The sequence below is a fragment of the Paenibacillus sp. JNUCC 35 genome (genome assembly GCF_058269095.1).
Map to the genome: position 1 here is coordinate 3,640,668 of NZ_CM177771.1, position 13,227 is coordinate 3,653,894.

The 13,227-nt window shown below is 47.1% G+C and carries 10 protein-coding genes; 4 read left to right on the plus strand and 6 right to left on the minus strand.

The window, feature by feature from the left end; all coding sequences use genetic code 11:
• Positions 1 to 31: 31 nt before the first annotated feature.
• Positions 32 to 1,333, minus strand: coding sequence for a diaminobutyrate--2-oxoglutarate transaminase (ectB, locus tag AC2TF6_RS16305; RefSeq protein ID WP_016424054.1), 1,302 nt, complete (start codon positions 1,331 to 1,333; stop codon positions 32 to 34).
• Between the two features lie 498 nt (positions 1,334 to 1,831).
• On the opposite strand from ectB, the gene AC2TF6_RS16310 reads away from it, so the two are divergent.
• From AC2TF6_RS16310 to AC2TF6_RS16320, 3 genes are all read left to right on the plus strand, one after another.
• Positions 1,832 to 2,683, plus strand: a complete 852-nt coding sequence (locus AC2TF6_RS16310; protein WP_491307649.1) for an ABC transporter ATP-binding protein — start codon at positions 1,832 to 1,834, stop codon at positions 2,681 to 2,683.
• Positions 2,684 to 2,699: 16 nt separating this feature from the next.
• Positions 2,700 to 4,340, plus strand: a complete 1,641-nt coding sequence (locus tag AC2TF6_RS16315; RefSeq protein WP_491307650.1) for a Tat pathway signal protein — start codon at positions 2,700 to 2,702, stop codon at positions 4,338 to 4,340.
• A 97-nt stretch (positions 4,341 to 4,437) separates the two neighbouring features.
• Positions 4,438 to 4,677, plus strand: coding sequence for a hypothetical protein (locus AC2TF6_RS16320; protein WP_491307651.1), 240 nt, complete (start codon positions 4,438 to 4,440; stop codon positions 4,675 to 4,677).
• Between the two features lie 65 nt (positions 4,678 to 4,742).
• Here AC2TF6_RS16320 and AC2TF6_RS16325 read toward each other — a convergent pair whose 3' ends face one another.
• The 3 genes from AC2TF6_RS16325 to AC2TF6_RS16335 all read right to left on the minus strand — a co-directional run bounded on the left by AC2TF6_RS16325 (position 4,743) and on the right by AC2TF6_RS16335 (position 8,470).
• Positions 4,743 to 6,389, minus strand: a complete 1,647-nt coding sequence (locus AC2TF6_RS16325; RefSeq protein ID WP_491307652.1) for an alpha/beta hydrolase family protein — start codon at positions 6,387 to 6,389, stop codon at positions 4,743 to 4,745.
• 179 nt (positions 6,390 to 6,568) lie between these two features.
• On the minus strand, positions 6,569 to 7,546 hold the full coding sequence (locus AC2TF6_RS16330; RefSeq protein ID WP_491307653.1) for a GNAT family N-acetyltransferase: 978 nt from the start codon (positions 7,544 to 7,546) through the stop codon (positions 6,569 to 6,571).
• 171 nt (positions 7,547 to 7,717) lie between these two features.
• Positions 7,718 to 8,470: an SDR family NAD(P)-dependent oxidoreductase gene (locus tag AC2TF6_RS16335; protein WP_491307654.1), complete on the minus strand. Its 753-nt coding sequence runs from the start codon at positions 8,468 to 8,470 to the stop codon at positions 7,718 to 7,720.
• 162 nt (positions 8,471 to 8,632) lie between these two features.
• On the opposite strand from AC2TF6_RS16335, the gene AC2TF6_RS16340 reads away from it, so the two are divergent.
• On the plus strand, positions 8,633 to 9,529 hold the full coding sequence (locus AC2TF6_RS16340; RefSeq protein ID WP_491307655.1) for a LysR family transcriptional regulator: 897 nt from the start codon (positions 8,633 to 8,635) through the stop codon (positions 9,527 to 9,529).
• A 154-nt stretch (positions 9,530 to 9,683) separates the two neighbouring features.
• Here the strand turns inward: AC2TF6_RS16340 and AC2TF6_RS16345 are convergent, their stop codons facing one another.
• Together AC2TF6_RS16345 and AC2TF6_RS16350 are read right to left on the minus strand one after the other, a co-directional pair.
• Positions 9,684 to 11,426 carry an ABC transporter ATP-binding protein gene (locus AC2TF6_RS16345; protein ID WP_491307656.1) on the minus strand — a complete coding sequence of 581 codons (1,743 nt, stop codon included), beginning with the start codon at positions 11,424 to 11,426 and terminating at the stop codon, positions 9,684 to 9,686.
• A complete protein-coding gene (locus AC2TF6_RS16350) occupies positions 11,413 to 13,227 on the minus strand; it encodes an ABC transporter ATP-binding protein (protein WP_491307657.1) in 1,815 nt (604 codons plus the stop codon). The genes AC2TF6_RS16345 and AC2TF6_RS16350 overlap by 14 nt, the downstream gene beginning before the upstream one ends.

The following is a 13,227-nucleotide window of genomic DNA, read 5'->3' on the forward strand; positions in this document are numbered from 1 at the left end:
TTTGTAAAAGCTTGCGGAAGCCGGTTAAAAATTAAACCGGCTCAAGCGTCGCTTCCTTGCTCGTGGACAGCCCAGCCTGCTCGAAATAAGCGGCAAGCGCTTCTTTGACGATCGTGCAGCCCTGCTCCAGCAGCTCGGAATCAATCGTCAAGGCAGGCATCAGTTTCACGACTGTGTCATTTCTTCCGGACCGTTCGATAATGAGACCCTGGTCGTAGCAGCGGGACGCCACGAATTTGGCTGCCTGCTCGCCGCCTTCCAGTCCGCCCAGATCGATTCCCCAGATCAGGCCGAGTCCACGGACTGTGATGGCCGGGTGCAGGGGAACGATCTCTTTTTGCAGATAGTCGCTGACCCATGCTTCCTTCTCTTTCACCGATTCCTCCAGGTTCGAAGAAATTCTGAACTCCAGCGCCGCCGTCGCGCCGACGAAAGCAAGCTGGTTTCCGCGGAACGTTCCGTTATGCTCGCCCGGCTGCCATACGTCCAGCTCCGGCTTCAGGAGAAGAAGCGACATCGGGAGCCCGTAACCGCTGATCGATTTCGACAGCACGACAAGATCCGGCTGAATTCCCGCCCGTTCGAACGAGAAGAACGACCCCGTACGTCCGCAGCCGACCTGGATATCGTCGACGATAAGCAGAATGTCATGCTCTTTGCACAGAGCGCTCAGCCGCTGCAGCCACTCCACCGGAGCCACGATTACGCCGCCTTCGGCTTGAACTGTTTCAAGAATGACGGCAGCGGGCTTCTCGATACCGCTGTTCGCGTCCGTGAGCACATTCTCCATATAGCCGATCGTGTCGAAAGACTCATTGAATCCGTAAGGATACGGCATGAACGTCACGTTGTGCAGCGGAGCGCCTGCGCCCCCGCGGTTGTACAAATTGCCCGTTGCAGCCAGGGCGCCGTAAGACATACCGTGAAAACCGCCGCTGAACGAAAAGATACCGGTCCGTTTCTTCGCCTTTCTCGCCAGCTTCAGAGCCGCTTCGACCGCATTTGTGCCGGTAGGCCCGCAGAACATCAGTTTGTAGTCCAGCCCTTTCGGCGCCAGGATCAGTTCATTGAACGTTTCGATAAAAGTCCGCTTGGCCGTCGTGTACATATCCAGACCATGAACTACCGCATCGGACCCGATATATTCCAGCAATTTCCCTTTGATAAAATCGGGATTATGCCCGTAATTCAAAGCCCCCGCTCCAGCGAAAAAGTCGAGGAAGCATTTGCCTTCTTCCGTAAACATCATGGAATTTTTAGCCGTGCGGAACACATCCCCAAATACCCTGCTGTAAGATCTTACATTTGACTCCAAAAGTTCGAACGAGTTCATCATTTCATCCTCCATCTGTATTTTTTTTGCAGGACAAATAACCGCTGATAAAGCAGCATTTTAAAAAAATGCTCGAGGTCAGCTTCAATCCGAAAAGCTATTCAGGCAGTTCATGATGAGGGCAGATCTTGTTCCAGTAATGTGGGCTGGGTTCTTGAGGTGTCCTTAGTCCAAACGCCCGACTAAACGTAAGACTAACGAATCATGTGAGGAGTTCTGGGAGGTCTAAAGTAGCAAAAGAAAGTCGAATTTACCAATTCTTTCATAAATTATGATAGAGTAGGTTTACAAATGTTGTCAATGCATTTTCAAATAATAAAAAATTGAAATTATTGTTACTTATTTTGTCTTTTAATGAATTAATTTTTAATTATAATGTTTTGGTAAATATGTCTTTTTGATATAGACATTTCCATTTTTAATGTGTATACTCTTTTTTGATATCTGGTTATTTTGTTAATATTTGTTAGATGCGAGGTGGCCGACATCCTACTTTCAATGAGCAATATCGGTAAGCAGTACCAGGAAAATGTATGGGGGCTCCGCCATGTCGATTTAGAGGTACAGCCCGGCATTCTAGGTCTACTCGGTCCTAACGGAGCCGGGAAATCTACCTTGATGCGGCTATTAGCCACCATTTCGGAGCCTTCCGAGGGCACCATTACGTGGAACGGAGTCGGCATTGGTGAAAATCCCGAAGAAATTCGCCGTATTCTCGGCTATCTTCCGCAAGATTTCGGTGTCTATCCGCATCTCAGCGCCCATGAATTTCTGAACTATATGGCGGCGGTAAAAGGGATAAGCGGCAAGGCCGCGGAGAAGCGCATCGACGAGCTCCTCGGACTGCTGCATCTGCATGACGTGCGCAAGAGAAGAATCGGCAGCTTCTCGGGCGGCATGAAACAGCGAATCGGCATCGCCCAGGCCCTGCTCAACGATCCCAAGCTGCTTATTATCGACGAACCCACAATCGGGCTGGATCCCGCCGAGCGCTTGTCGTTCCGCAATCTGCTGACCGACCTGTCAGGGGAACGTCTTATTATTTTCTCCACTCACATCGTATCGGACATTGAAGCGACGGCGGACAGAATCGCCATCCTCTCCAAAGGCCGGCTGATCAGCGATTCCAACCCCGGCGAGCTTCTGCGGCATGTACAGGGGAAAGTATGGAACGTTGTCATACCCGAAAGCCAGCTCCAGGAAGCCCGCGCCAAGTGGCTTATCAGCGCAACGGTCCGGCGCGAAGACGGGCTGCTGCTCCGCGTGGTGTCGGAGACTCCGCCAAACGAGCAGGCGACAGCGGTTCATGCGGGAATTGAAGACGCCTACCTCTATTTGAGTGCAGGATAAGGAGGCGTGACGCGTGATGAACGCATGGAAGATTACATACCAGGTAGCCCTGGCGGATTTTCTGGAAAGAACCCGGCGGTTCAGCTTTCTCGTTACGCTCGGTTTGACGATTCTTGCAGCTTATCTGTTCGTGCCTCCCTCGGATGCCGGATATGTTACGCTGTATTTCGAAGAATTCCGGGGGATCTATAACTCGGCCTGGGTGGGCGGAACAACGGCGGTTTCGACCTCCTTGTTTTTATCCTTTTTCGGCTTCTTTCTGGTCCGAAACGGCATCGAGCGCGATAAAAGGACCCGTGTGGGCCAGATCATCGAAGGCTCCTCGCTGAAAAAATCCCATTATCTGCTCGGAAAAGCACTCAGCAATTTTCTGGTTTTGGCGGTGATTGCCGCCGTTGTCATTCCCGTCGCGATTTGTATGCAGTGGGTCCGGGGCGAAGACTACACGCTTCACGTGGGTGCTTATCTGGCCCCGTATCTGTTTGTTGTGATTCCTGCCCTGGCGGTTGTTTCAGCCATGGCCGTCCTGTTCGAAACCCGTCCGGTGCTCAGAAGTCCGTTCGGCATCGTGCTTTATCTGCTTTTGTTTACCGGCGTTACGATGTCCACACTGTATTCGGGCATGGGGAACGACGTCATCACCAAGGCGATGCGTGAGAAGCTAATGCTCACTCACGCCGATTATGAAGGTACCTACGGGCAAGGAATTCTGTTCCTGGAAAGCCCGCTTAAACTATTCGTCTGGGACGGCATAAGCTGGACCTGGGACGTAGTGATCAAACAAGCGGCTCTGCTGCTTGTCGCGGTCCTGGTCTGCCTGCTGGCCTCCCGCCTTTTTCGCGGATTCAAGGAGAGCCCGGTCGTCGTCCAAGGGCCCGGTGCCGGCACCGCCGCCGGTCAGGCCGTACCAGCCCGTTCCCGCGGCGGCAGAGCGCCAGCCCCGGAGCAGGCGAAAAAAGCGCCGGCGGAACCCGCTGCAGCGAAAAGCCCTGCCCTCACATCGGCAGCCGAGCTGACGCCTGTGCGGGTGAACAACCGGTTTCTGCCTCTCGTCGGAGCGGAGTTCCGGCTTCAGCTCGCCAGTTTTCCACCCGGCTGGTACGTAGTGGCGGTGATTCTCGCTCTTCTGTGCCTGTTCCTTCCCTTTACGACGGCACTGAGATGGATTTGGCCGCTTGCCTGGATCTGGCCGATTTCACTCTGGTCTTCGATGGGCAATCGCGAATACCAGTACGGCACACTGTCCGTACTCGCTTCGTCACCCGGCTATGTCAGAAGACAGATCCCTGCCGTGTGGCTGTCCGGTTTCCTGGCCGTGCTTCTTACAGGGAGCGGGATGCTCATCCGTTTTATCGTAACGGGCGATGTGGTCCATCTGATTTACGCTGTCGCGGCTGCGTTTTTCGTACCGAGCTTTGCCTTAGCTTTGGGCATATGGACGGAATCCAAACGTCCCTTTGAGCTTATTTACATGCTCCTGTGGTTCCTCGGTCCTTTCAACCAGCTGTTTTATGCGGATTTTATGGGCACCGCTGTCCCCGCCGGCTCCGTCAACCATCTTTCTTCCGCTTCCCTGCTTATTATTGCCGTTCTTTTGGCGGCATCGGTTCTGCTTGTTGTGGCGGCGTATTCAAAACGGAAATTAAAGGTTAAATAAAATTGTTAACCTCACCCATATTTTGAAGGGGTATCCTTTTGAGGATCGTCTAAGGGTTAAGAAAGTAAAAAGAGGCAAGTGAAGGAGGCGTTTGACAATGGCTTCATATATTTTCCGGTTTTTAAAGCCGTTTGTTCTGCTGGGAGTCATTCTTGGGGTCATCGTGTTTATTCTGAACGTGCTGGGTCTGGAAATTCCGATGGTCGTCGGAAATACGACCTACCGCGGTACAGAGGCTGCCATCATGGAACTGATCGGAATTCCGATCGCCCTCGTTCTGTTGGGTACCATCATCGGGTCAATCGCTTATATGTCCAATAACAGTCAGAAATACTAAACACCTGCCGCTCAAATATTGCGGCAAACAAAAAAAGCCTGAGAACCAGGCTTTTTTTGTTTATTTTATTTTAGAACCGACGCGCTGCCGTTGATCCAAGCCGCGATATCTGCGACAACCGTGTCCGGTACGTTCGCGGGAATCTTGTAATTCCCGATGCCGTTCTCCAATTTGCCTTCCGTAAACAAATGCGTCAGCTTCGGGTACGTTTTATAGGTAACGGCCGCGTTCCCCGCGTATACTTCCTTCCAGCCCTTCAGGCTCGCCAGCGGCACCTGAAAGTCTTCTTCTCCCTGCAGCACCAGCATGGCTGCGCTGCGGAGTTTGGCTTCATCGGCCGGTGAATAACCGCGGATATCGTGCCACCAGTAAGGATTCGGCGGCAGCTCGAAAGCGGCCGGAGGCGACTTGGGATCGAAAGAATCGGCCTTCACCAGCTCCAGCTGCTTTCGGTAATAGGCCAGTTGTTCTTTCGGAATCATCCCGCCGAGTTCTTCGTGCTCGTAAGAATCGATCTCCGTGTAGCGAGGATCGGCTCCCGCCAGCACTACGGCTCCTTTGATAAGCGACTCCGTGTCCTTTGCCAGCAGCCGCGGTATCATCCAGCCACCGCGGCTGTGGCCTGCCGCGTATATTCGGCCGGGATCGATGTCCGGATCTAAACGGGCCGCCTTGACCGCCGCAAGTACCGGTTCCACGAACTCGTCCCCGATCGTGTAATGACCGTTAAGCTGCGCGAAATGCTCCCGGGTCGTCTTGTCCATCCGGAGCGTGGCTACCTGGTGATTTGCCAATCCGACGGCGAGATCCCGGAACGGCTTTTGGGCGAACACCGTGCTGTCCCGGTCCAGTTCCCCGTCGCCCTGCAAGAGAATCACCAGCGGAAACGGGCCCGTTCCGGCCGGAACGGTCAAGGTGCCTTCTACGGCATGATCGCCGGTTCCGATAACCATCCTGCGCTCATTATAAGCGCCGGGCTTGTCGTACGAAGGCGCCTTATACCCTGCGAAAGACATCCCCGCATAAAAATCGTCCACATAACCGTCCTTGTCGAACCGGATCTCCAGATCGAAATTCATCTGCGGGCTTTCAGAGGTGAGGATGACAGTCCGGTGGACTGCGTTGCTTTCGATCCGCTCTTGGGTAATCGGAAACTGTGCAAGCTGTTTAACCAGTTGGACCGTTCCTTCCGGAAGTCCGGCTTCCTTGAATGTGTCGTTCGTTAGGGCGTTTGTGCCTGCACGGTTGTTTTTTTGAAGCTGCGTTACAAAGGCTCGGGCTCTTGCAGCAAGATCGCGGGTCGGGATCTCCAGCTTTCCGCCGCGCCAAGCCGCTTCAACGCCGAACGCTTTAACGGCTGTTTCCCGCTTAATATAGGCGGTGTCGTCAAGCAGGATCACTTCATCCGGCGCTAAAGGTAGGCCTTCCAGGTCGGCCGCAGGCATACCGGAGTTGGCAAGAACGAAGCTAAGAACATGCTTGTCTCTGGCGGCCGTTACGGTCCGTTTGGCTTCGTCCCAGTCAATGGGAATGCCTACCCATTCGCAAAGCGCGCGAAGCGGCAAGTAGTCTTCTCCGGCAGCCGAAGCCTGTGAAGCGAGTGTCTGCGGGATTTTCCCGTCCTGGGATGCCATGGCGGATACAGGTATGCAGCTGCCGATAATGGCGGCTGACAAGAAGATAGTAAGCATACGCGGTGGTTGTGTTTTCATCGGTGACTGTACCCCTTTACTGGTATCGTGTTGCTTCCAGCGTAACGGATTCCCGAGGAAGGTCCCATCGATTTCCATGACAAAATACAGGAAAGCAGCTTACAAAATTGTAAGCTGCCCTTGTTGATCGCCAAACAGGCAAAAGCCTGCCGGATAAAGCCGGCAGGCTTCGAGACGTTTTAATCGAGAATTTTAAACATGCGATAATACCCCGGGACAGGCACATAACCGAGCTTCCGGTTAATGGCAAGCATCGGCGCATTCTGGGAGTCGTTGTTCGTCCGGATATAGCCGTAGCCCCGCTCCTTTGCCAAAGAGATAGACGCGCGTTTGAGTGCAAGAGCGATGCCCTTGCCTCTGTAATCCCCGTCTACACATGTATAGAGATTATAAACGCTGTTGGTTTCCTTCATTTCATACAGCTCGGCGGCTCCGACCGGTTTGTCTCCGTCCAAAGCGAGCAGAAACAGCGACGGATCGAAGCTTTCCCGTTCCAGGTTTTCTTTGCGCCACTGGCTGTACCACATAAATTCTCCCTCGGAGCCGGGAATGTCGGGGTGGGTTTTCCGGTAGAGCTCATAGACCCGCTTCTCCATCTCTTCTCCCGGAACTTGCGCCAGCGTGGTCAGCGTGATCCCTTCCGGCGCGTCTGCCGATCCGCCATCTGTCTCAGGCGCCAGCCCGTCCAATTCGATGAGGGATTCAAACTGGTGACGGTCCCTGACAAAACCGCGTCCGGACGCGTAAGCTTGAGAATCCCGATCGTCATCGCGGACTTCGCCTACGATTTTATTAGCGCCGCTTTCGTCCGCATAGGCAGCCAGCTTCGCGTAAATTTCGCGTCCTATGCCGTTTTTCCTTTCCGCCGGATCGACGAGGACCTTTTGGTACAACGTACCCGGAGCCGTCCAGGGAGCCCGCCAAGAACAGCCGTAGCCGATAATTTTACCCGACTCGTTTACAGCCACAAGACGCTGGCGGTCATGGCCGGTCAGTCTTCCGTTCTCGTCACGTGTCAACGCGCCCTTCTGTGGAATCGCGGCATCCTCTTCACGCATGCGCTGTACCGTAATCGGCTCTGAATAGAATGTACTAAGCAAAGCGGCCGTACCTTCGTAGTCTTCGGGTATGCGAAAGTTTCGGATCGTAATAACCATTTTATTTCTCCTTAATGACTGTTTTCCCAGATCATACCACGATCACCGGTAAAAAAATGGGTGAATTTTATTTTACATAAAGTTTACTTGGGATGGAGGATTTCATAAAAAAAAGCCCCTCTTCCGGATGAAGAGAGACTTTTTGCCTGATGGTATGGGGAGGCAATTTTCTTATTTAAACGATGCGTACCCTTGGTCGACCATGACTACGCTGCCGTTAATGGCATCCGCTTCATCCAGCGAAAGGAGGTAGACGGAGTTTGCAACCGTTTCCGGCTTCGTTAACTCGCCGCCCATCACTTTGGCTTTCATGCTTTCGAGCATGCCGTTATCTTTGAAGCCCTGGATGATCGGTGTATCCACCGCTCCCGGCGCTATCGCAATGACACGGATGCCGTAAGGAGCAAGCTCCAGTGCCGCCGATTTCGACATCATGATAACCGCGCCTTTGGTCGCATGGTAGGCAAAAGTTCCGGGAGAAGCAAGGAAACCGAAGACCGATGCGGTATTGATGATCACACCTTTAATGCCAAGTTCTTTCATTTTGTTGCCTGCGGCCATAATACCGTATGCGACTCCGTGCTGATTGACCGCGATCGTTTTGTGATACAAATCCATATTTTGAGTTAAAATAGGTCCAGCGCCGCCGATTCCCGCATTGTTGAACATCACGTCGATACGGCCGTACTTGGCAACCGCTTCATCTACGAGAGCTTGTACGCTTTCTTGACTGGAAACGTCGACTTTGACGAAGACCGCCTCTCCGCCTTCTTTTTTTATGTGCTCGACGGTTTCAATACCGCCCGCTTCATTGAAGTCCGCTACGACGACTCGGTCGCCTTTGCGGGCAAATTTTAAACAAGCTTGTCGGCCGATACCGCTTGCGCCGCCTGTGATTACTGCTACACGTTGAGTGGTTGTCATAAAAGTTCCGCCTCCAAAAAAATCTCGTCTGGTATATCTGTCGGTGGTGTGCGCTTTGTCACACGTTGACCTTGATTAGATCGTATCATATACTCAAGATTAATTATATTTCACATTAGTTAACTAACCTTAACTCAAAGTTAACATCAAGGAGACGTCGGAATGAATCTGGAACAACTGGAATTCATCGTAGAGGTAGCCCGGGCGGGAACATTGACCCAAGCTGCTCACAATAAACATATGACGGTAGCGGGAATCAGCCGATCGATATCTTTCCTGGAGAAAGAACTCGGCGTACGCATCTTCAACCGGTCGCGTACGGGAGCGGTTCCGACACCGGAGGGGCAAATGATTCTCGGCAAAGCGGCGGCAATCCTAAGCCAGGTCCATCAGCTGCAAGCGGAGGCGAACAGCTACGGAAAGCTGCAAAACGCGAGGCTCCGGGTGGCTACGATTCCGGGCCCCGTCTCTCTGCTCGTCGATACGCTGACGGAACTCAAAAAAGATTTTCCCGGCATCCGGCTGGAAATGATTGAGAAGGGCACCAAAGAAATTATCGAGGATGTGCGCCATAACCGCGTCGATATCGGGTTTATTTTGTTTCCGGATACGATTCTGGAAAAAAACGCATGTTTGCATGCCGATCCGCTTGTCGAAGGGCGCATGGTCGTCGGCGTGAGCCGGCATTCCGCCCTGGCCTCGGCAAAATCACTCTCGCTGAACCAGTTGGCCGATCATCAGCTTGTCCTTTACCATGACGAGTATATTGCCCGGTTTATCGCCACGCTCGGCGATTCCGTGAACGTGCTGTTCACGAGCAACAATATCGACGCGATCATGAAAGCGGTCCGGGAAGGAATCGCCGTCACTCTCGGAACGGATTACACGTTTTACGGGAACCCGGATTACGAAAACGGCGATATTGTGATGGTGAACGCGGAGCTCCCGGGCGAACAGCCCTCGTATCTTTGGTGCATCCATCCCAAAGAACAGCCCTACTCCCAAGCCGCTCATCTGTTCGTCAACCGGCTCAAAATGCAGCTTAAAAGGCGGCGGTAACACTTCGGAAGCTCCTCATTTATTAGCCCTACCCTAATCAGTAGTTTGTTTTCAAAACTGAGCAGCGAGCCAAATAGAAAGAGCATTTCCCAACGATTTTTCCCGTTCAAGAAAATGCTCCTTCTATACCATACCACCATAAACTAACTTATCGTTATTCTACTTTTCTTGCTATTTCCTTATGATCATTCCTATCTTTTAAAGCTAATTCCCGGTATAACGATGAGCTCTTCATCAATTGTTCGTGATTTCCTTGATCAACGACTAATCCCTTATTAAAAACATAAATAATGTCTGCGTTGTAAATCGTCGATAACCTGTGAGCAATAATTACAGTAGTTTTATTTTTTCTCATTTTGTCCAGTTCAGAAAGTATGATTTTTTCTGTGGCAGTATCCAGTGCAGAAGTTGCTTCATCCAAAATGAGAATTTCTGGATTACTTATCATAGCTCTTGCCAAAGCAATTCTTTGTCTTTGTCCACCAGATAATGTTGTTCCTCTTTCACCAAGAATGGTATCGTATCCATTCTCTAATTTATTTACAAAGGAATCTACTTGCACTAATTTGCATATATGAAGCATCTCTTGATCTGATATCTGATTATTACCAAATTTTATATTGACTCTAACTGTATCTGATAATAAAAAAGGCTCTTGAAGTACAATATTTACTATTTTGGACCAACTTACGCGATTTATTTGTGTTAATGGAATATCATTTACTAGTATTGTTCCTGCTGTAACATCAAAAAATTTAATTAATAAGCTTCCTATAGTAGATTTTCCAGATCCGCTCATGCCTACAAGTGCTATTTTTTTTCCCTGAGGAATGATCAAATTTGTTGAATGAAGGACATCTTCACTATCAGCTTTATATTTAAAAACAACATCTTTAAATTCGATTGATTGTATTTGCTCACTGATACTCATGTAACCCGGATTAATAGATTCATTCTCTGTTAGTTTTCTCAATTGTTCCGCACTGGCCATATTGTTACTACAATACATAATAGAATCAAACAATTTCTGAAAAGAACCTAACATTAATTTAGATAATTGATAGACGATAATGAAGGTACCAACGGTCATTTGACTTTCTAAAACTAACCATCCGCCGAATCCCAAAATAAAAATGGTCGCTCCCCAGTCTAATGGATCTTTGACAAACAGCTGTTTATTTTTAACTTTAATTCCTTGCATGGCAGCTTGATAATAATGCTCAAAAAAATTTTTGTAGTTTTTTGCTTCCCATGCCTCACGCCTATAAGCAATGACTTCCTTGGAGGATGATATAGCCTCCTCAATATTTGTAAATAATTGAGATCTTTTTTTCAACATATTTTTAGTCACTAATTTTTCCTGTTTCAAAAACAGATATCCTATAACAGCATAAACAATGCTAATGATAATCAAAACACTATTCAATATCCAATGTCCTGTATGAATCATGGATATGATTACAATAATATGAACAAATTGAATGACTACATTAATAACATTGCTTCCAATTAAATCTACTGTAACATTTATATCATATGTAAAATGATGAATAAACTTTCCGATACGTTCATTTTGAATTTTCGAAATTGGTAATACATGCATTTTTTTCATCATTTTTTCTGCTATCAAGTATTTGGCTTTCGACTTATTTATGGAAGTAATAAAATTTGATAGGGTAAAAATTATGATGTAAATGATATATGCAAAAGCAATTTGCAAAATGATGTTTACAAAAAGAGATTGCTGACCATTAATAAATACCTGATCGATTAAAGTTTGCTGAAGTCTAATGGCATAGGTCTGAGCAAATATTTCAAAAAATGAAATGACAACTGCTAAGATCATAAACCATTTTAATTGATTTATATAATTCATAATCCATTTAACATTTTTCAAATTCTATCACTCCTTCCACACGTTTATTAGCTTTCAATAAGTGATAGAATAATCCTTGTTTATCTATTAATTCATCATAATCTCCCATTTCAACGATCATCCCATCTCGCATAGCAACGATAAGATCATAATCAACGATAGTTGAAAAGCGATGTGCAATAGTGAGTATGGTACGATCTTTACATAATTCATTTAACGCTTGTTTAACATGATATTCACTCAGGTTGTCAAGGGCAGAGGTAGCTTCATCTAATATGATGATACTAGGATTTTTAACAAACATACGAGCAATTGCGATACGTTGTTTTTGTCCTCCGGATAAAAGTACGCCACGTTCTCCAACGATAGTATCGTATCCATGCTCTAATTCTAAAATAAAATCATGTGCAAAGGCAGATTTTGCTGCAGCAATAATATCATCATCGCTACAATCCGGATTACCAAACCGAATATTTTCTTTTACTGATGTACCAAACAAATAAGTTTCTTGAAAAACATAACCTAAAGCATTTCGTAAAGTGTCAAACGATAATTGTTGAATCGGAACTTTATCGAGTTGAATCTCACCTGAAGTCACATCGTAAAATCGACCGAGTAATTTTAGAATCGTAGACTTCCCGCACCCACTTTCACCTACCAATGCGATTTTTAATCCCGGTCGAATAGATAAGTTAAAATTTTGAATGATGGGACGGTTTGGTGAATAAGAGAAACTTATGTTCGAAAAATTTATTTCTCCTTTTACTTTGTCTAAAGAAATTGTTTTTTCATGCTCGTGTACGTCAGGCTTTATATGATAAAAATCATATACTTTACTAACTTGCCCCATACTAACTTTTAATTTAGTTAAATTCGCGGTAACCTCCTGCAATTTATTTAAGGCAGTAAAATAATATAAAGTAAATGCAACAAATGCTCCTAACGTAATTTCTTTCTCGTTTACTAAATAAAAACCATATATAAAGATTGCAATACTACCGATATAGTGACATAGCATTCGATTGGCATGAATCAAAGTTTGAGAAAAGAAGGTTAGGACTGACTGTTTATTTAAAGCCGCTACTTTTTTTAAATAACGTTGCAAGTCCCATTTTTCAGCTCCATATGCCCTTAATTCCGTTAAAGCAGATAAGCTCTCATATACCTTTTGGCCTTCATTCATTCGCGAAGATGCAAATGACTTACTGTTCCTCGCAGTTTTTTGTTCTAATTTAGGGCCAAGTATGTAGTATATTATAAAGCTAATAATTACAATTAAACTTAATTTAAAGCTCGTAGAAGTCATAAGTATGAGAGATAGAATGGAATATATGGTTGCATCTATAAGTGTAGGAAACCCAGTGCGGTATGTACGAATCATTTCTTGAACTTCCGTGTTCAATAATGCTAGCGTTTCACCAGTGGGATGCTTTTCGATATAGGACAAACCTAACTCTCTAAGTTTCTTCACCATGGTGTGCATAATATCTTGCATGACTCTGGATTGAATTTTTAATAAATATATATTGGAGAGGGCTTTCGCAATGGTCACTGTTACAGTGAGAAAAATCAAGAAAAAAATTAGTTGCACAAATAATTCTTTATTTCTAGTTGTAACAATATGATCAATAAAAAAAGAAATATATTTAGGTAAAAGTAATGCAATACCTGATATGAGAAAGAGTGAAATTAATAAAATGACCAATTCCCGTTTATAAGGCTTTACAAATGAGAGTGTCCATAAATAAAGTCTAAGAATACTAACATCCATAGTCTTAGCCTTAGAATCTTTGATTTTCCTTTTTTTATTATCCAAGGTCAT

Coding starts and splice junctions, on each gene's coding strand:
- ectB (WP_016424054.1), bottom strand. CDS start 1,333: ATGAACTCGTTCGAACTTTTGGAGTCAAATGTAAGATCTTACAGCAGG.
- AC2TF6_RS16310 (WP_491307649.1), top strand. CDS start 1,832: ATGAGCAATATCGGTAAGCAGTACCAGGAAAATGTATGGGGGCTCCGC.
- AC2TF6_RS16315 (WP_491307650.1), top strand. CDS start 2,700: ATGAACGCATGGAAGATTACATACCAGGTAGCCCTGGCGGATTTTCTG.
- AC2TF6_RS16320 (WP_491307651.1), top strand. CDS start 4,438: ATGGCTTCATATATTTTCCGGTTTTTAAAGCCGTTTGTTCTGCTGGGA.
- AC2TF6_RS16325 (WP_491307652.1), bottom strand. CDS start 6,389: ATGAAAACACAACCACCGCGTATGCTTACTATCTTCTTGTCAGCCGCC.
- AC2TF6_RS16330 (WP_491307653.1), bottom strand. CDS start 7,546: ATGGTTATTACGATCCGAAACTTTCGCATACCCGAAGACTACGAAGGT.
- AC2TF6_RS16335 (WP_491307654.1), bottom strand. CDS start 8,470: ATGACAACCACTCAACGTGTAGCAGTAATCACAGGCGGCGCAAGCGGT.
- AC2TF6_RS16340 (WP_491307655.1), top strand. CDS start 8,633: ATGAATCTGGAACAACTGGAATTCATCGTAGAGGTAGCCCGGGCGGGA.
- AC2TF6_RS16350 (WP_491307657.1), bottom strand. CDS start 13,227: ATGACCTTGGATAATAAAAAAAGGAAAATCAAAGATTCTAAGGCTAAG.